Origin of the sequence: Algibacter pectinivorans (genome assembly GCF_900112595.1) — a bacterium.
Lineage (GTDB): Bacteria > Bacteroidota > Bacteroidia > Flavobacteriales > Flavobacteriaceae > Algibacter_B > Algibacter_B pectinivorans.
The window spans coordinates 1-20328 of sequence record NZ_FOMI01000011.1 but is presented as its reverse complement, the minus strand read 5'-3'; the positions used below and the strand labels follow the sequence as shown (position 1 = coordinate 20328).

Sequence of the window (20328 nt, the reverse complement as noted above, 5' to 3'; positions counted from 1 at the left end):
GTTAGCACTCCACGTGTAAGACTCACCAGAACAAATAGTTTCATTAGTAACATCATCGGCAGGCTTATTAGCAGTTACTGTTACAACTGCAACACAAGAATTTGTATTACCAGAATCACTTGGGTCTGTAGCTGTTAATGTTACATTATTTGTTCCTAGATTTGCACATGTGAAAGTAGAAATGTCTATAGATAAATCACCAACACTACTTCCATCATTTAAATCAGACGCTGTAATTGTTACGTTCCCTGTTCCGTCTAATGTTGCATTTATATTTTGACAAGATGCTACTGGTGTAAATCCAGAAACAACATCTGCTGTAATATTAATATTGTCGATTGCCATGTCACTTGTGAAATTCGCACCAGTCAATCCTATAAAACGGAATTTTATAGTTTCTCCATCATAGGTCGATAAATCTATCGTTTCTGTAATCCAAGCACTAGCGTTAGCGGTTTGATTACCGTTGGTCGTTTTATCTCTACTAAATAAAGAAATATAAGATGCACCGTTATTTGTACTAACCTCTAAAGATAATTTTCCCATGTCTGCCCCGAACATGTGGAAATCAAACTCTAATTGTGCATTTTCATATCCTGAAAAATCAAAACATGGTGATTCTAAAATTGCTTCTTTATTTGGAAAACCGGTTCCATTACCTGATGCTTCTGTAAATATAAAGTAGTCCCCTTCGGAAGAAGTTGATGGCCCTGTACCCCCTGATGGAGTTGAATCTCCATCGTTTTCTTTAAGTTTTCGGGTCCAGTTTATATCGTCATCACTAGAATTTTCTAGCCAAAGTGTAAAATAACTTTCGAAACCTTCGTTAAAAGGAAATGTGTTAACTATAGCTTCACCACAATAAGTTTCAGTGATTTCAAATGATCTTGTTACACTCTCAGCAGGATTATAAGTAGCATTTCCTGTCTGACTTGCCTCTACGACAACAGTTCCTTCGGTACCATTAAGAGAAATCGTATTGCCACTTATTGTTGCAGGTCCAGAAAGTATGGTATACGTAATTGATAATCCTGAGTTAGATGTTGCTGAAACATTAAAATCTGAGCTTATTGTAAGCTTATCTGAAATAGGTTCAAATGTTATAGCTTGCGGTAAATTATCGTTAAAACTAATAACCTTAAAATCATCAAATGTAAAACCATCAAAATTTGTTGGGTAACCATCAGCTCTATTTGAATTGTCTGAATTAAGTAAAAATCTAAATTGAACATTGCTAGCGCCAAATAAAGCACTATTTTCTGTGGCATCAATAAGGATTTCTTCCATAACCCATTTATCCATGGTGTCAGCATCGTAAATAGATTCGCCAGTAGGTTGGTTATTTTGGTCGGCAGTAGATTTTCCTGTTCCGTTGTTAGAACTATTGGCACTACTATATCGATTAGTTGATATACTAGACCCTGGTTTTGTATATTTTCCATTTAAAGGAATCCAAGTAGATCCATTTGTAGAACCTTGAATTTGGACATAATCGAAATTACGTTCCAAATCCCATTTAGCATAAAATTGTACTACTGCGCTTGATGAAGTAGATAAATCAACCGAGGTATTATATGTTAAGGTTTTATTTTGATTGTTAGAATAAGAGCCCGAAGGTGAATCTGTAATTGCTGCTGTTGAATTATTAAAAACATCTGTAGTGTTAATAGTTCCCCAAGCACCACCAGAACTTGTCCATTTAGAAATACCAGTAACATCCGGATTATCTTGTGTTAATATTGTGGGGTTAAAATACTTAACAATATTGGCTCTATACATAAGGTAGCCATCATCATTAGTAACAGAAATTTGAAATTCAATTTTATCATTTGGTTGAATTCCCGCATCTAAGGTGTAAGCTGCAGTAACAGTACGTTGTTCTAATTTACTCCATCCGGATTGTGTTGCTGGTGGGGTAATAGAAGTAATGTTTGAAGAAACAGGGGTTACATTAAGTGTAATGTCTCCTAAAGTTTGTCCTAAATACTCCAGTCCAAATTCCAAGTTACCCGATGTTGCTGCAATGTTACTTGGATTTAAATCGTGAAACTGAGCAAATTTACCACTATGATAAGCGTTAACCAAATTCATTCTTACTGCACGTTGTGCAATTTCAACTATTTTAGTTGCACTAGGCCAAAATCCACCTTCGTTATCGCTGCCTACCCACGAGCCATTTTCTGGAGCAAGGGCTAAAATACCTTGACCCGAACCGTTAGAACCGTTTAAATCGGTAGCACCTCCTAACATCCAATCACTCATATCACCATTAGCAATGGTAAGAATATCTGGAGCTTCACCATAAATATATCTGTTATATCTTGTCATATCATGACAAAATTTATGATATTCAGCCTCTCTACCAGATCCTGGAGAGTCTGGATATCCGTTATAAGCATGAGGAATTAAGTTAGAACTAGCATGATGATTCATAGCTGTTTTAAACTCTCTGGTAGCGGAAAAGTTTCTTACAATTTGTGTTTCAGGTTCAGAAAAAGCAGATGGTCCACGATAAGTTTGGTCAGGAGAATTGGGAGAAGAACCTGTAGTACCTTTTGCATAATCATCATGTCCACCCCAAAAATAGTTGTAGTTTCTATTTAAATCAACACCTCTTGATTGGTGATCACCTGTGTTGTAAGGTCCAAGGTTTTTACGTTGTAAACCATTCCCATTAGGCGAGGTTTGTTCGTTCCACATTAATCCGTCTGGGTTAGCAACAGGAATAAAATACATTTCATGGTTGTCCACTAAATTTTTAATTCCTGGATCAGAGTCATAATTTTCTAATATATACCACATGTAATAAATTAAATTCATCATACTAGAAACTTCTCTAGAATGCGTCATTCCAGAATATAAAGATTCTGGTTCATTACTTTCGTCGGTATCCGGGTTGTCTGATATCCTTACATAATAAATAGGTTGTCCTTCCCACTTATCATAAACACCATTATTGGTGTAAGAATTTCCGTGAGTAACCGCACCTGGAGAGGCATCGGTTTTTACAGAAATTAGGTTGGGGTATAAAGCTCTCATTTGATCAAGCTCTGCCAATACTTCATTATAGGTTAAACAACCTAGCATACTTCCTAAATTGAAATTTTGGGGTACAGCCCAATCTACTTCACTTTCGCCTTCATATTGTATAAAGTTGTTAATGGAGGTCGATTTAGTACTTAAAGACTTTCTAGCTTTAGTCTTGGCCTTCATTTCTTTTAACTGTGCCTTAGCTAAAGGTAATTCAGTTTCAGATCGCCTTTTAGCCTCTTCCATTAAATCATCAACAAGAACGGTATAGGATATTCCTTTTTCAGTTAAGGCATTTAATTCGTATTCACCTATTTCTAAAATTACATTATTATCTATATATAAAGCACCACACGTAAGGTCTATACCTGTTTCTTTAATCTTTATTAGTTCGGCTCTAGTTGGATTGCTAATTTTTACTCTTTTAGCAATTATGTTTTGAGAGAATGTAAGTTGTGCCAATAATAATAGAATAGCACATAGCAAAGTAATTTTTTTCATCAGATTTAGGGATTGAATGAATTTATGGGGCGAATATAGGATAATAATTGAATTATCATCCATGAAATGCTAAAAAAATCGATGAAATACATTTTTTTGTTCAATTCGAGGAATAAATTGCTACTCTTATGGCATGAATTATTAAAATTGAATGCATGATTTGTAATCTCTTTATAAATGGATAAAACGGGCGTGTTTTGATTTAATAATTGCTGTATTTTGAATTTATATCACTATAGATCAGAATAAGAATCTTTAACGGGTGCTTGTTTGGCTAGTGCTATGTTTATTGAAGGTATAGTAGTTTTATATAGTGTTGTGAGTATCTCATTTTGTATGTCTTTAATGTTCCCAACTATCATAGCCACTGTTGGTTGTACATTTTACCTAAGTTACAAGGTGTGACTATCGATGCCAGTGGTAGTGGAGAGGTAGATATTAAAATAATAGGTGTTTCCGAAATTAATTTCTCATTTGTATTTTCATTTATTATGATCTGTATAAATAAGCGTGGTAAGGTTTTCGTGTAGGTAGTAGACATGAAGAAAAAGCCGTTTAAGAATTTAAAAATAGCATTATGGAAAAGTATTGTTTTAGATTTATTGGCTTTCTCTTTTAACCGGGTTTTAATTGGTGAATTGGGTAATAATTACCCGATTGGGTAAATAAGTCTCAAAATATTATTTTGCCTAAATTTTTATTTATTCGTTAAGCATTTGGAATCGCGGGGTCTAATAATAAATAGAAATGAGCTTCAAATTGGGCATAAGCTTTGATTTTATGTATATCTGTGTTTTGTAAAATGGTATAATCACTTTAAAAATAAAACTTTCAGAAAACAACAATGAGTAAAAGAAAGGCAATTGTAGAAAAGGCAAATCGGAATTTAAGAATCACAAAATATGTCGTTTATAAGGAAACAGCTCTTGATATTCGCGAGCAATTTTGGTCTTTTTTAGGGGCGTTTATTGGTATAGGTTTTATTGCTTTTATTCAATCTCAACAGTTTACGAGGTTAGAAAATATCCTTTTAATTGGTTCTTTTGGTGCTACTAGTGTTTTGGTGTTTGGTGCCATTCAGAGTCCACTAGCTCAACCTCGAAATCTTATTGGAGGTCAATTACTATCTGCTATAATAGGTGTTTCGGTTTATAAATATTTGCCCAATGTAATTTGGTTGTCGGCACCATTAGCAGTAGCCTTATCTATTGTAGTAATGCAAGTAACCCGTACCTTACATCCTCCTGGAGGTGCAACAGCGCTTATTGCTGTTATAGGTACAGAAAAAATAACAGCTTTGGGATATTTATATGTATTAACCCCAGTTTTAAGCGGAACCATAATATTATTTGTTGTAGCACTTATTTTTAATAATTTAACACAATATAGAAGCTACCCAACAAATAGCAGATTAACACGAGTTTTTAGAACTAAAAAAAGAAATGAGTAAAGAAACTGAAGATGCATTAAAAGAGCGTATAAAGGAGCTAACATGCCTTTATGAGATATCTTCTATTATAGAAGGTGCAGAACTGGAGTCTATAGAAAATGTCTTAAAAGCATTTGCTTTTAGTTTAAAAAAGGCCTTTTTATATCCAGAGGCAACTAACATAGAGCTAAGTAACGGCACATTAGTTATTAACACTAGTCCCATTATAGAAACAGATCCTAAAATTGAATCTAATATTCGGGTTTTTAACGAGCCAAAAGGTAAAATAATAGCAAGTTTAAGCGGAGCCCATTTAACCCAAGACGATTTTTTAAAGGAAGAGCAGCAATTACTCGATAATGTGGCATTAAAGGTCGGGAATTTACTAGAACGCATCGAAATTCAAAAAAGCGAAGCTTCATTAAAACGGCAAATGGAACATGCCGATCGTTTAAGTATATTAGGTGAAATTACGGCGGGAATTGCTCATGAGCTTAATACGCCTTTGGCAAATATATTAGGGTTTGCAGAGTTATTGAAATCGGATTTGGAAGCTGATAAAAAAATAGCTTCGGATTTAAACAAAATTATTGATAATGCCATTTTTTCAAGAGAAGTTTTAAAAAAACTATTGTTCTTTTCTTGTAAAATGCCTCAAGAAAAAAAGCAGGTTAACTTGGTGCCCAATATAACGAGTGCCATCAACTTACTAGATGCAACTTTCAGAAAAGAAAACGTTAAGTATGTTATTAAAATTAGTGAGGAAGAATTATGGCTAAAAGCAGATCCAATTCAGCTTACACAAATAATTTTTAATTTGTTAATTAATGCTATTTATTTTTCGCCAAAAGAAGGGGTAGTAACTATTGAAGCGTTTCAAAATAAAACCAATGTGGTTTTAAAGATTTCCGATGAAGGCAAAGGACTTACACCAGACGATTTAGAAAAAATATTTCAACCCTTTTTTACAACCAAACCAATGGAAGATGGTTCTGGTCTAGGTTTAAGTGTCGTGCATGGTATAGTTGCATCGCATAAAGGCTCTATAATAGCAGAAAATAATCCAGATAAAGGTGCGGTGTTTACAGTGGCCTTACCAAAAATTTAAATTATGCAATTACGAAAAGAGAACATACTTATTGTAGATGATGATATCGATATTTTAGAATTATTACAGCGTCATTTACAATCCTGGAATTATCATTCTTATAAAGCGGTTTCGGTAAAAGAAGCGGTTGCTATTTTACGCGACACTAAAATAGATTTACTTATTACCGATTTAAAAATGCCCGAAATTGATGGTTTCGAGCTTATAAAATTTGTTTCAGAGCATTACCCTAAGTTACCAAAATTGGTGGTTACCGGCTATCCATCGGTTCAAGATTCCCTTTCGGTAATTAAATCTGGAGCGGTCGATTATCTTACCAAACCATTCACCAAAAATGAGCTTAAGGAGGCTATAGATAATTCTTTATCAATCACCGAAGAAAAACGAGATAAAGCTATTGTGCCTTCACAAGAAAAAAACAAAGCTTATGGCGAAATTATTGGTAATTCAGAAAAAATAAATGATGTCATTCAAATTATTGAACGCATTAAAAATAACAAGGCTACGGTATTAATTAAAGGGGAAAGTGGTACAGGTAAAGAGCTAGTGGCGCGTGCTATACATTATCAGGGCAAATTTGCTAGAGCTCCATTTATTGCTGTAAACTGCGGTGCCATACCCGAAAACTTGCTAGAAGCCGAATTGTTTGGTTATTTAAAAGGGGCGTTTACAGGAGCAGATGCCAATAGAAATGGGTTTTTTCAGGCGGCTAACGGTGGAACCATTTTTTTAGATGAAATAGGAAATGCATCCTTAGCAGTACAAGCCAGACTTTTGCGTGTTTTACAAGAAAAAGAAGTGGTTAAAGTAGGCGCGCAAAAGCCAGAGAAAATAGATATTCGAATTATTGCTGCCACAAATAGCGATTTACGAGAAATGATTAGTAACCAGACCTTTAGAGAAGATCTATTTTACAGGCTAACCGTTATAGAAATTAATATTGCGCCATTACAAGAGCGTAAGGAAGATATACCTTTGCTAGTCGATAAATTCTTGTTTAAATACGGTGTAGAATATAAAGACCGTTTTGTTAAAATTACCCCCGATGCCTTAGAGGTTTTAAAGCGTTATAACTGGCCAGGGAATATTAGGGAACTGGAAAACATTATACAGCGGGCAGTAATTATGTGCGATAAGCTTATTGCTGTCGAGCATTTACCCGAGCATATTAAATATACCTTAGAGTTTTCAGACGACACTTTAGAGCCGTTAAAAGTCGTTGAGAAAAAATACATAGAAAAAGTACTTCGTGCCGCCGGAAATAATAAAACCAAGGCTGCAAAAATTCTTCAAATAGATAGGAAAACACTGCGTCAAAAACTATCTAACTAACAGTTTTAGTGGTGGTACAATTTTCTTCAATCGGGAAATTTTGTACCACTATTGTTTTTTAAGTTACGGCTTGTAATGCTCTGTGAACCCTTTTAAATAAAGGGTTTTTCGTTTTAGTTCATTTTTAATTTGTTTTTGGGCACACCAATTGCCCTTAGTATTAAAGTTTGGTTAGTGTAAAAAAGGTTTTAGTACAATAGTTAAAAACCTTTTTAGGCTAGCATTAATTTAATTAAAGTCTAATTTTTAAAAACAAGTTATTTATGAGAAAGTATGTTTTAGCAACAGTTATTAGTTTAGGTGTTTTAACTATGAATGCCCAGGATGTTAACAGCAAATCCGTGGCAGTTAAAAAAGGGGATGTTATTGAAATAGGTAGCCCTTCTACAGCAAAGTATAAACATATTAAATTTCCAAGAGCTAATTTTATTATTAAAAGAGGCGGAATTGCCAATTATAAAGGCGCTTTAGGAGAAGAAGTTGTTGTAACTAATGTTGGTAATACCGAAAATGGAGTTACTAAAATAGACGTAAAACGTAAAGATGGTAAACGTTTTTTTAATACAGTAAGTACGGTTACAATTAATTTTGAAGAGGCCTTAGCTGCAAACGAAATTAAATTATAAGTTATAATAGGATGAAGCTCTAAAATCCCCAAAACTTTTAGGTTTTGGGGACTTTTACAAGGCAAGTATGTGTTTGTTAATTTTTTTTAAAGATGAGGTACGGCAGTTTAATATTAGAGAAAAAAGAGTTTGTTTATGTAAAGCAGATTCTTAATATCACTAGATATTCATGCGATTTTGAAACCAAAAAATCATTGCAAAAACTTAGTGAAGAACTTAAGGAAGCACATATTATTGACGATGCCGAAATGCCAATGGATGTTATTCGCTTAAACAGTAGAGTTACATTAGTTTTTAATAACGGGCTAGAAAAAACATTTCAGGTCGTGGCCCCAAAGCATAAAGATGTAGCCCAAAATAAAATATCGGTTTTAGCAACCATGGGAGCAGCTTTACTAGGCTATTCCGAAGGCGATATTATTGTATGGGATTTTCCCACCGGAAGGCAAAAACTAAAAATTGTAAAAGTAGAGCAAGAAGAGCGTTCTAAAAATTTAAATCCAGTTATCTAAGATCTATATTATGAAAATAGAAAGAGAAAAAATATTTAAAGATGATTCTGATGTGGATATAGCACACAAGATTAATACTATGGAATTGGATAACTGGATTAATCATTTAACCTACATAGAAAAAGAACTTACTAATCTTATTGGAATATATGGCATACGGTTAAACGAAAAGTTAGATGGCGATCGTATTTTAAATCGATTAGTTAAAAAACAAGCGGAAAATAAAAAACTACTAGATGCGCTAAACGGATATGCTGTAAAGCGAAGTAAAATAATAGAATGCGATGATATGCAATGCGATATGGCATATATAACAGAACACGAAACTTACCGCCGCAGTTATCTCTATCATTTAGACAAATACAGAAGGGTGAAAGACGAATTTTTTAAAGAAATACACGACGAGTTTTCACTTTTAAAACCAACTTAAGGCCAAATTTTGAGCTCCGTTTTATTACATAAAATAGATAATCAAAGGCGACTTTGTATCCAAAAAGATTTAAAAGAATTAAATCTGTGGATGTATACTTTAGAGGAATTTAATAATGAACTAGATAGTTGCCACATTTTAGAAAAACAGCTTATACATAATGCTTCGGTGTCTAACTTAATTAAAGCATTGCGGCGCAAAAATGTTTTAAGCATGGCTTTATTATGTAAATACAATCAGGAATTAAAAGACGAATGGGAATATGGAAAAACAGATTACGATGCTACTCGTGCCAAAGTGCACGAAAAGAAACGTGAGCAGTACAGGCTTTTAATAGAGGAATACAACGCGTTTAAAAAACACATTTATAAATTGTTGATGCAATATCAACGTAAATAATTTAAAGCCATGAAAAAGATTTTAATTCCAACAGATTTCTCTAAAAATAGTTGTCAAGTTATTGATTATACTATGAAACTCTTTAAAAATGAAACATGTGCTTTTTATTTTTTAAATACCTATTTGTACGATTCAAATGGTTTAAGTGCTATCGAAATGCTTCAGGCTGAAGATGATTGGTTTGAGAAACCTAAAGAAGAGTCTTTGCAGCATTTAGGTGAGTTGTTAGAGCGGTTTACAGGCGACAAGGGTAACATAAAACATAGCTATCATGTTATTTCTGAGTATGCTAGTTTGGTTGAAGGTCTTGAAAAACAAGTTAAAGAAATAGGTATAGATTTAATTGTACTTAAGGGCGAAATTATAGTTAGTAAACAAGTTAAGGTAATAATTGATAAGGTAAGAGCATGCCCCATTTTAATAGTACCATCGGCCGCATCAATTTATAAAAAATTAAATTTAACCATAACGTCAACTTTTAAGCAAGTGCTTAGAACAATAGAGGTAGATGCATTTTTAAATATTTTAAGTAATACTAATTGCGATATAAATATTTTGGTTTTAGAGAAAGAAGAAACCGCAACGGCCGAGGTAAAAAACAACTTAAAACAGTTTGTTAGTCACCTAGAGAAGTTTCCCAACAGCGCAGTTCAAGTAGAGTATATGAAAGCCTCAAGAAGTTTAAAGGATTATGCCATAACACACCTTAATAGTATTATGTGCATAACAGATAAAAAACCTGGTTTACTACGTAAAATTGGGTTAACACAATCTAAGGCTATTTCGGTTTTAGAGAAAATAAGTAAAAATCCTGTTTTAGCCATTCACCAATAATCCAAATATGAGGTATTGGTATTTATAGGAGTGAATAAATTTAGTTAATTTTTTTTAGTTGTATTGAAACTTGATTCTTATGTTATGTTTCAAGAAAGCACCCAAGAGGTTGAGTCTTGGGTGTTTTATTTTTTATGGCTCTAACTAAACTGGCTACTAATTGTGGATTAGCGATTAAGTTATGTTGTAGTAATGCGTTGTAAAAATCTCCGTTGTAGTGTTAGTTTAAAGCCTATTTAGAGACTATAGTTTCCAAATTGAATCTGAAAAGAAGTGTAAACAATGTTACAATTGGTACATTTACAATTTGTAATTTTATGGTTTTGAAGTAAAATTCAATTCTAAAGTTAAATAATGATAAATTAAATAATGAGGAACCTATTTTTATTTTTCGCACTATTAACTGTCTTTGTAGGGCGTTCGCAAGTTTTAGAACCAGTAAAATGGTCTACTTCGGTCGAAAAAATAGCAGATACAGAATATGTGTTAATATCGAAAGCAACTATAGATTCTGGTTGGCATTTATATTCGCAAAACGTACCACAAGATGGTCCGATACCAACAACATTTACTTTTGATGATAGCGAAGGGCAAATTCAGTTAATAGGTAACACCTCAGAAGGAAAAGGACATACCGTTAACGATCCTGTTTTCGAAATGACTATTAAGTTTTTTGAAAACACGGCAATCTTCAAACAAAAAATTAATGTAAAAGGAGATGTTTCAACAGTGCAAGCTTTTGTAGAGTTTATGGTTTGTGATGATGCACGATGTTTACCACCAACCGAGGTCGATTTAGAATTTAAGCTTTCCGAAGCTACCGCAGGAGTAGATACTCTTACTGCCAACACTACCGAAAAGGTACAAAAAGAGGTGTCTCAAGCAATCGATTCTAGTTCAGAAAAAGGCATTTGGTCTATCTTTTTTATTGCGTTTCTTTCGGGATTTGCAGCCTTATTAACGCCATGTGTTTTTCCTATGATTCCTATGACGGTGAGCTTTTTTACAAAGCAAAGTAAAAATAAAGCAGTAGGTATTAGAAATGCTATTATTTATGGTATTTCAATTATTGCAATTTATGTGTTACTAGGCATATTGGTAAGTTTAATTTTTGGTGCCGATGCACTAAATGCCTTATCTACCAACGTTTGGTTTAATATTATTTTCTTTGTTTTATTAATAATATTTGCTGTGTCATTTTTAGGAGCCTTCGAAATTATGTTGCCAAATTCTTGGGCTAATAAAGTGGATTCTCAAGCAGATAGAGGTGGCTTAATTGGCATCTTTTTTATGGCATTGGCCTTAGCTATCGTGTCTTTTTCGTGCACAGGACCAATTGTAGGTACTTTGCTGGTTGAAGCTGCTTCTGGCGGAAGCCAAATAGGACCAATTGTAGGTATGCTTGGTTTTTCGTTAGCTATAGCTTTGCCTTTTGCCTTATTTGCAGCCTTTCCGGGTTGGTTAAACTCGTTACCAAAATCTGGTGGTTGGTTAAATACGGTAAAAGTGGTTTTAGGGTTTTTAGAATTGGCATTAGCGTTTAAATTTTTATCCAATGCCGATTTAGTTTTACAATTACATTGGTTGGAGCGCGAAGTGTTTATAGCCATTTGGATTGCCATATTTGGAGCTTTAGCATTTTACCTTTTTGGTAAAATACAGCTACCGCACGATTCGCCATTATCGCATATTTCGGTAGGGCGTTTAAGTTTAGGACTTATTGTTTTAGCATTTACTATTTATATGATTCCTGGGCTTTGGGGTGCGCCGCTTAATTTAATAAGTGCATTTCCACCACCACAGCATTATAGCGAGTCGCCTTACGGTGTTGGTGGAGCGTCTGCCGGTGCTCATGGCGATATTCCTGATGGTGCCCACCTCATGCCACCGCATAATATTTTAGCGTTTAACGATTACGATAAAGGTTTGGCTTATGCTAAAAAAGTAGGAAAGCCGGTTATGATTGATTTTACGGGTCATGCTTGTGTAAATTGCCGAAAAATGGAACAAAATGTTTGGGTAAAGCCTAATGTTTTAGAAAAGTTGAAAAACGATGTGGTTCTTATTTCGCTTTATGTAGATGATAAGAGACAGTTGGGTGCCGATGATGTTGTGGAGTCTAAAATAAAACCAGGGAAAAAACTAAAATATATTGGTCAGAAATGGAGTGAATTGCAAACCATTAAATATAAAACGAATTCGCAACCATTTTATGTGTTAATGGATCATTCTGAAAATAATTTAATAGATCCTGTGGCATATACTCCAGATGCTAAGGTGTATAATAAATGGCTAGAAACAGGTATTTCTAACTTTAAAAAGTAGAATATTTTAGTTTTAAATGCGTTTTCTAGTAATTAAGTAAATCTAAATTTTATAGCTATGGAAATTTATGAGCTAGTAACAGTAACCGATAAAATTCTTAATGCCTTTAAAAGCTTAATACCCCAACTTTCTTCAAGTTGCGTTTTACCAGAAAAAGAAGATTTAAAGGCTATTATTAAATCTAAAAACACGGTGCTTTTTGTTGCCGAAGAGGAGGGTGAAATATTAGGTACATTAACCTTAGTATTTACTAAAATTCCAACAGGAAATAAGGTTTGGATTGAAGATGTTGTTGTAGATAGTGCAGCAAGAGGTAAAGGTGTTGGTAAGGCATTAACCGAATTTGCTATAGATTATACGTTCGATAAAAATATAAATAGTGTTAATTTAACATCTAGTCCAGAGCGTGTAGCAGCCAATAAATTATACCAAAAAATAGGTTTTGTAAAAAGAGAAACCAATGTGTATAGATTAACAAAGCGTTAGTTTTAAAAACCAATGTTGTTGTGGTAAACTATGTTTTATAACAGCACTAAGTCTTGGTTCTTAATTCTAAAAGCGAAGCGATCTTTGTTCTAATTAGGCTATTGTTTTAAACTTTTCTCAAGCGCTTTTAGCTCGACTCCCAATTCATTAAACATACCTAAAATACTGCTTATTTTTAATTCTTCTTCGGTGTATTCTTGAGTGTTAATACTACAAGTAAACTCCCAAATTTCTAGAACCTCATTAATAGGTACGCTATAGCCATTATAGGTTTTGTTGTCTGATATTAAAAATAACTCGCCGTTAAAATCAATGTTGTTTATAACGCGTTTGTAAACCATACCGTCATTTAAAGTAACAAGCACGTAGGTTTTCCCGCTTTGTATTTCACTTCTGTTTTCAACAAAACGGCCAATAACAAACGAGCCATCTTTCATGGGTAACATAGAGTCGCCTTTAATAGGAAATGCACGGTGTTTTCCTGTAGGTAAAAAAGGCAGTTTTATTTTTTGAAGTTGTTCAATATACTCAGGATCATCATAACCAGATAAATATCCCGCCGATGCTTTTACAGGAACAACTTCTATTAGGTTTTCATTGTCGCTATCAACAGCTATTGGGAATAAAACACGCTGGTTATTTAATTCTATAAACGAAAAGTCTTTGGCTTTAGTTAAATCATTTCTTAGTAAAATATCAATAGGTATTTTAAAATAATCTGATAATTTAATTAGAAACTCTATAGTTGGTGCCGAACGGCTTTCTTCGTAAGAACCTATACGCGAACGACTAACCTTTAACTCTTCCGAAAGGCCTTCTTGAGATAGCTTTTTAAGCCCTCTTAAATGTTTAATGTTTTTTGATATAAAACTCATAATACTACAAATATAAGCAATAATTACTTAAATATGTAGTTAATTTTGTGGTGTGAAAAAAAATATTTTACATCTGGATTTAGACACCTTTTTTGTGTCATGCGAACGCCTAATTGATAGCCGATTACAAAAACGCCCGTTATTAGTTGGTGGTACAGGCGATAGAGGTGTGGTGGCAGCATGCAGTTACGAAACTAGGCGTTTTGGAGTGCATTCTGGTATGCCTATGCGTATGGCAAAACGTTTGTGTCCGGAGGCAGTTGTAATACGTGGTAACTCATCAATTTACACCAAGCATTCGCATTTGGTTACCGAAATAATTAAAGAAAAAGCACCTGTTTTTGAAAAAGCGAGTATCGATGAGTTTTATGCCGATTTAAGTGGTATGGATAAGTTTTTTGGGAGTTACAAATATGCTTCAGAATTAAGACACACCATTATAAAAGAAACCGGTTTGCCTATTTCGTTTGGCTTATCGGCTAATAAAATAGTATCGAAAGTAGCTACAGGAGAAGCTAAGCCCAACAATCAATTACGAATAGACCATGGTTTTGAAAAATCATTTTTAGCACCATTATCTATAAAAAAAATACCATCGGTAGGCGATAAAACGTATCAAATTCTGCGAAACTTGGGTATTGATAAAGTACGTGTTATACAGCAAATGCCTGTAGAGATGTTACGCAGTGTATTAGGTGTAAATGGTGTTACCATCTGGAAACGCGCTCATGGTATAGATAACCCTCCTTTAATTCCTTACCATGAGCGAAAATCGATATCTATAGAGCGCACCTTTACTAAAGATACTATTGATATGGTTAAGCTGCGCACCACCATTTTTGCTATGGCCGAAAACCTAGCATACCAATTACGACAAGGCAATAAGTTGGCTGCATGTATTAGCGTTAAAATTAGATATTCGGATTTTAACACCTATTCTAAGCAGGTTAATATTCCTTATACCAGTGCCGACCATGTTATTATTCCTAGAGTATTAGAGTTGTTTAATAAACTATACCAACGGCGTTTGTTAATTCGTCTTGTTGGTGTAAAAATGAGCAATTTGGTTAGTGGTAATTACCAAATTAATTTATTTGATGACACCGAAGAGATGCTTAGTCTTTATAATGCTCTAGATACTATTCGTGGTCGTTATGGCGCCTTAAGTATTCAAAAAGCAGCATCTATTGGCGCTAAATCGGTGGCAAGCTCTCAAAATCCATTTAATGGCGATCCGCCTATAATATTAGCGCACCGTAAACAATAATGTATACCAATTGTCATTCATATTATTCGTTGCGCTATGGCACATTCTCTGAAGTCGAGTTGTTAAAACTCGCTAAAGAAAACGGTGTTACTACATTGGCATTAACAGATATTAATAATACATCGGCATGTTTAAATTTTGTTAGGCAATCTCAAGCGTTTAACATAAAACCTGTAATTGGTATCGATTTTAGAAATGGCGCTAAGCAATTGTATGTGGGTTTAGCAGGTACCAATTTAGGGTTTCAAGAATTAAATAGCTTTTTGTCGGGGTATGAGCATAGTAAAATGGAGTTGCCAGAACTAGCTCCTGTTTTAAAGGATACTTATTTTATTTATCCTTTGGAGCGCGTTATGCAACTAGAAAAAGAAGAGTTTCAGGATAATGAGTTTATTGGTGTTTCGGTGGCCGAACTTAAAAAATTGCCGTTTTCAAATTATAAGTCGTACACCAATAAATTAGTCATTCAGCAGCAAGTTACCATAAGAAATAAACGCGATTTTAATGCGCATCGTTTATTGCGTGCCATAGATAATAATACACTTTTAAGTAAGTTACAAAAAACCGAAGAGTGTGGCGAACACGATGTTATGCTTAGTGAAAACGATTTGCGAAACCTATATACGGAATATCCGCATATCATTTCAAATACAGAAAAACTATTAGATAGCTGCCATATTAATTTTGCCTTTGGAAAAGATCGCGTGTCTCAAAACCAAAGTATATATCTTAACTCGAAAGAAGAAGATTATCAGTTTTTAGTAAAACTCTGTAACGATAATTTGCATAAACGCTATAGTAAACCAGATGCTAAAGTAAAAACCAGGTTAGAAACAGAATTAAAAACGATAAGGCAAATGGATTTTGTGTCTTACTTTTTAATTAATTACGATATTGTTAGCTACTCAAAAAGTAAAGGCTATGTGCATGTAGGGCGAGGTAGTGGCGCTAATAGTATTGTAGCTTATATTATAGGAATAACCGATGTGGACCCCATAGAATTAGACTTATATTTCGAGCGATTTATAAATCCATTTCGAGCATCGCCACCAGATTTTGATATTGATTTTTCGTGGAAAGAGCGCGAAGATGTTACCAATTATATTTTTAAACGATTTAAAAACGTATCGCTATTAGCAACCTATAACACGTTTAAGTATAGAGCGGTAGTTAGAGAGTTAGGAAAGGTATTTGGACTGCCAAAAGAAGAAATTGATAAGCTAAGTGCAGATAAACACGGGCAGAATAAATTAGATGACATTTCGCAGCTTGTTTTAAAATATGGCGATTTAATAAAAGGGTTTCCCAATCATTTAAGTGTGCACTCTTGTGGTGTGTTAATTTTAGATAAACCCATACATTATTATTCGGCTACCAATTTGCCGCCAAAAGGTTTTCCAACGGTACAGTTTGATATGATTATTGCCGAAGATGTTGGCGTTTTTAAATTCGATATTTTAGGACAACGAGGTTTGGCAAAAATTAAAGACACCATAGATATTGTAAAATATAACAGACCAGAATTGCCATCTATAGATATTACCCAGGTTGAAAAATTTAAAAACGATCCTAATATTAATGCGCTTTTAAAACAGGGTAAAGCCATTGGCGCATATTATGTAGAATCTCCAGCAATGCGTGGTTTAATGCAAAAACTGCAAACCCAAGATTATATTGGTTTGGTTGCGGCTAGCTCTATAATACGACCAGGTGTTTCTGGTTCGGGCATGAAAAAGGAGTTTATTATTAGGCAACGTTATCCTGAAAAACGCAAAGAAGCAAACCCCATACTTTTAGAAATTATGCCCGAAACCTATGGTATTATGGTGTATCAAGAAGATGTGCTAAAAGTAGCTAATAAATTTGCAGGTTTAGATTTAGGTGAAGCCGATGTATTAAGGCGTGGTATGAGTGGCAAATTTAGGTCGAGAGCAGAATTTACAGCCGTAGAAGAAAAATTTATTAATAATTGTAAAGCTAGAGGCTATCCAGATGCGCTTACTTTCGAGGTTTGGAATCAAATAAAAAGTTTTGCGGGTTATGCTTTTGCTAAAGGACATTCGGCATCTTACGCGGTTGAAAGTTACCAAAGTTTATACCTTAAATGTTATTTTCCTTTGGAGTTTATGGTGGCTGTTTTAAATAACGGAGGCGGCTTTTATAGTCCCGAACATTATATACACGAAGCAAGAATGTGTGGTGGTATTATTGAGGCACCTTGTATTAATAAAAGCGAACATGCAAATACTATAAGCGGCAAAACTATTTATTTGGGTTTTGGCTACTTAAAAAGCTTAGAAATGCTAACCATAAAACGGTTATTAACAGAACGGCAATTTAATGGTCGTTTTAAATCGTTAGACGATTTTATAGATAGAGTACCTATTAGCATCGAGCAGTTAACTATACTTATTAGAATTGATGCTTTTAGGTTTACAAAACAACCTAAAACCGAGTTGTTGTGGCAGGCTATTTTTAAATTAAATGCCCATAAAGCTAAAACAACACAATCAAAACTATTTAAGCCAAAACATAAACAGTTTAATTTACCGAGTTTAAAAACCACTTGGGTTGAAGATGCTTATGATCAAATGGAACTACTCGGTTTTCCGCTTTGTAATTATTTCGATTTAGTAAGCGATACTTTTTATAATCATATTAAAGCCAAAACCATGAATCTGTACGTTAATAAAATAGTATTGCTATATGGTGTACTTGTAAACACAAGGTTTCATAAAGGATCCAACGGCAAACGTATGCGCTTTTGTACGTTTGTAGATCAAGAAGGTAATTATTTTGATACCGTACATTTTTATAATGTAGTAGAAAAATATCCTATAAACGGTTTGGGTGTGTACGCCTGTTGCGGTAAAATATCAGAAGAGTTTGGTTTTTGCAGCGTAGATATTCAATGGACAAAAAAACTATCGTTATTACCCGATCCTAGAGCTGAGACTTAAAAATAAGATTTATAGCAGTAATCGTTTCCTTAGCACGCGCCAAACATCGGCATTATCTTGTTGTGGTATTAAATAAGCTTCAAGTTCTGTTTCGTTAGTTATTTGCGCTGTGTTTTCAACAAAGCCGTAGCCTAAATACACACCGTTTTTAATAAGCACAAAGGCATTTTCTTCTGGATGGCGCCCTTTTTCTTTAATCACTTTGTTTTGAGACGTTTCTATGGCGTGTTGTATCGCGTTTTTTACACGTTGGTTGTATGTGTTAACAGGTTCGTTATCAAAACAAATACCTTTACAAGTTTTAATTGCAAAATGCGAACATTGGCTAACGCCTTCTTGTAGGTGGCAGTATTTAGGGCATAACTCAAACTGCATACATAAACGCTCTAAAAACTGTCGGCACTCGGTAATATTATAAAAAATAAGCAAAGGGTTGGGTGTTGCTTTTAAAGTATTGTATGCTAAATGGGTAATGCCTTTACGGTCCTCGAAACTAAAAATGGCGTAGGCTTTAGGTTTTCTTTTCGAGGCTTGGTTGTACTCGGGGTAGTAATGTTTAATTGCGGCATCTTCCATTAAAAGAGCAATAAGTTCGCTACCCGATAATTCAAAATCAATATCGGCGGTTTCTCGGCAAAGGTTTAATTCTTTTTCCGATTTGTTATAAAAATGCCCCAACACACGTTTTTTTAAATCTTTAGCTTTGCCTACATAAATAACTTTTCCTTTTTTGTTTTTAAAATAATAAATACCAGGGCTGTTTGGTATAGCGTTAAACACGGCGCTTGGTAAATGTGGAGGTAAAGTCCCTTCTTTAGACGATTTTTTAAGGAAGCTATTAAAAACGGTTTCGGCATTTTCAGCTTTTAGTAACATTTCAAAAAGAATAACGGTAGCTTCGGCATCACCACGAGCACGGTGCCTGCCATTAATAGGTATGCCCAAATCGGTACAAATTTTACCTAGACTATACGATTTATGCCCCGGAATCAACTTCCGCGAAAGCCTAACTGTACATAGTTTTTTTCGGTTAAAATCCATACCAATCGCTTTAAATTCATTACGAATGGCGTTATAATCGAAGTTTACGTTGTGTGCAACAAAAATAGTATTCTCGGTAATTTTTATAATATCTTCGGCAAGCTCTGTAAAAGTAGGAGCATGGGCAACCATACCATTATCTATACCCGTTAATGCTGTAATATAGTCTGGAATATAGGCCTCTGGGTTTATTAAAGATGTAAATTCATCTATAATTTTAGTTCCATCAAATTTAAAAATAGATATTTCGGTAAGTTTATTGCCTTGACCCGTAGTTTCAACATCTATAATGGTGTACATAATTTTTGCGCAATTTATTAAGGGTGTAAGTTATTAAACTTATTGTTGGTTATAAACCAAGAAACTTTAAAAACCCAAAATAAAGCTAAAGGCTTAAACTATAAATAATAAAATAATAAGAAATGATATGTGCTCTATGTTTTTAATTAGGTGAAAAGTAGGGAGTGCTAACCAATAGATAGTGTAAGCTCTATAGTCGAAGGTGTTTTTTGGTGACAAAGAATAGAGATGTTCTAACGTTTATTTCTTTTTAAAAGAAATAAAGCTTGTACTTTTAAAATTGTTTTATTATAGTTTTTTTACACAAAACTTGTAACTAGCAAGTTATATAAAGAGTCACAACCGTATTGTTCTAGTTTCTTAATTTTGGCGCTTTTAAGTGTTTTTTTAAGGTGTATTAATAATAGTTTTAAAGTACTAGACTCCCCATGTGTCGATGTTGTTTCCTTTTATAAAAGGTAGTTGTATTATATAGATGCATTTTCTAATTATGATAAAGCTTAGAAAAAGGAATGTACTTTTTTTTTTGTCTTTTAAGTTTGAGAGTTAATTTTCTTTATATGTTGTGTTTAAACAGGAAGTCAGCACAGTACAGGATGTGTGTTATTTATTAAACAACTAATTTTGTGTCTTAAAAGACTGTTTTCTAATGTGTTTTTAAACAAATTAGATAGTGTTATTTGTGTTTTATAAAGTAAAATGCTTTTTTAAAAATTTAAGCTTTACAGCATAAATCAATGTTTATATTTTAGAAAAATGATTTGATTTAACATTTATAAAACAAATAAAAAATTAAACCATTAAACACATTTTCAGAATGGCAAATACAGAGTATTTTAAAGGCATAGGAAACATTAAATTCGAGGGTAAAGA

At 33.8% G+C, this 20328-nt stretch carries 15 protein-coding genes; 12 read left to right on the top strand and 3 right to left on the bottom strand.

Annotated features, from left to right (window positions below; genetic code table 11):
• Nucleotides 1-3531, bottom strand: a 3531-nt coding sequence (locus BMY96_RS16045; protein ID WP_175473584.1) for a M14 family zinc carboxypeptidase, incomplete at its 3' end; no start/stop codon positions are given.
• An 844-nt stretch (nucleotides 3532-4375) separates the two neighbouring features.
• Here BMY96_RS16045 and BMY96_RS14265 point away from each other — a divergent pair.
• From BMY96_RS14265 to BMY96_RS14220, 10 genes are all read left to right on the top strand, one after another.
• Entirely contained in the window at nucleotides 4376-4981 is a 606-nt protein-coding gene (locus BMY96_RS14265; protein WP_092853372.1) for an HPP family protein, read from the top strand.
• Complete coding sequence (locus BMY96_RS14260; protein ID WP_092853370.1) at nucleotides 4974-6068, top strand: sensor histidine kinase; 1095 nt, start codon at nucleotides 4974-4976, stop codon at nucleotides 6066-6068. The genes BMY96_RS14265 and BMY96_RS14260 overlap by 8 nt, the downstream gene beginning before the upstream one ends.
• 3 nt (nucleotides 6069-6071) lie before the next feature.
• Nucleotides 6072-7400 carry a sigma-54-dependent transcriptional regulator gene (locus tag BMY96_RS14255; protein ID WP_092853368.1) on the top strand — a complete coding sequence of 443 codons (1329 nt, stop codon included), beginning with the start codon at nucleotides 6072-6074 and terminating at the stop codon, nucleotides 7398-7400.
• 263 nt (nucleotides 7401-7663) lie between these two features.
• Nucleotides 7664-8026 carry a hypothetical protein gene (locus BMY96_RS14250; protein WP_245750661.1) on the top strand — a complete coding sequence of 121 codons (363 nt, stop codon included), beginning with the start codon at nucleotides 7664-7666 and terminating at the stop codon, nucleotides 8024-8026.
• 92 nt (nucleotides 8027-8118) lie between these two features.
• Entirely contained in the window at nucleotides 8119-8538 is a 420-nt protein-coding gene (locus BMY96_RS14245; RefSeq protein WP_092853366.1) for a GreA/GreB family elongation factor, read from the top strand.
• Between the two features lie 10 nt (nucleotides 8539-8548).
• Nucleotides 8549-8968, top strand: a complete 420-nt coding sequence (locus BMY96_RS14240; protein WP_092853364.1) for a hypothetical protein — start codon at nucleotides 8549-8551, stop codon at nucleotides 8966-8968.
• 9 nt (nucleotides 8969-8977) lie between these two features.
• On the top strand, nucleotides 8978-9367 hold the full coding sequence (locus tag BMY96_RS14235; RefSeq protein ID WP_139205266.1) for a hypothetical protein: 390 nt from the start codon (nucleotides 8978-8980) through the stop codon (nucleotides 9365-9367).
• 9 nt (nucleotides 9368-9376) lie between these two features.
• Complete coding sequence (locus tag BMY96_RS14230; RefSeq protein WP_092853360.1) at nucleotides 9377-10201, top strand: universal stress protein; 825 nt, start codon at nucleotides 9377-9379, stop codon at nucleotides 10199-10201.
• Nucleotides 10202-10570: 369 nt separating this feature from the next.
• Nucleotides 10571-12526 carry a protein-disulfide reductase DsbD family protein gene (locus BMY96_RS14225; protein WP_092853358.1) on the top strand — a complete coding sequence of 652 codons (1956 nt, stop codon included), beginning with the start codon at nucleotides 10571-10573 and terminating at the stop codon, nucleotides 12524-12526.
• A gap of 57 nt (nucleotides 12527-12583) precedes the next feature.
• Nucleotides 12584-13012 carry a GNAT family N-acetyltransferase gene (locus tag BMY96_RS14220; RefSeq protein ID WP_092853356.1) on the top strand — a complete coding sequence of 143 codons (429 nt, stop codon included), beginning with the start codon at nucleotides 12584-12586 and terminating at the stop codon, nucleotides 13010-13012.
• Between the two features lie 98 nt (nucleotides 13013-13110).
• Here the strand turns inward: BMY96_RS14220 and BMY96_RS14215 are convergent, their stop codons facing one another.
• Nucleotides 13111-13887: an XRE family transcriptional regulator gene (locus BMY96_RS14215; RefSeq protein WP_092853354.1), complete on the bottom strand. Its 777-nt coding sequence runs from the start codon at nucleotides 13885-13887 to the stop codon at nucleotides 13111-13113.
• A 52-nt stretch (nucleotides 13888-13939) separates the two neighbouring features.
• Here BMY96_RS14215 and dinB point away from each other — a divergent pair, with 52 nt between their 5' ends.
• Both dinB and BMY96_RS14205 read left to right on the top strand, forming a co-directional pair.
• Complete coding sequence (dinB, locus tag BMY96_RS14210; protein WP_092853352.1) at nucleotides 13940-15154, top strand: DNA polymerase IV; 1215 nt, start codon at nucleotides 13940-13942, stop codon at nucleotides 15152-15154.
• Complete coding sequence (locus tag BMY96_RS14205) at nucleotides 15154-18114, top strand: DNA polymerase III subunit alpha (protein ID WP_092853350.1); 2961 nt, start codon at nucleotides 15154-15156, stop codon at nucleotides 18112-18114. Before dinB ends, BMY96_RS14205 begins: the two co-directional genes overlap by 1 nt.
• A gap of 9 nt (nucleotides 18115-18123) precedes the next feature.
• Here BMY96_RS14205 and BMY96_RS14200 read toward each other — a convergent pair whose 3' ends face one another.
• A complete protein-coding gene (locus BMY96_RS14200) occupies nucleotides 18124-19458 on the bottom strand; it encodes an exonuclease domain-containing protein (RefSeq protein ID WP_092853348.1) in 1335 nt (444 codons plus the stop codon).
• Nucleotides 19459-20328 lie beyond the last annotated feature (870 nt).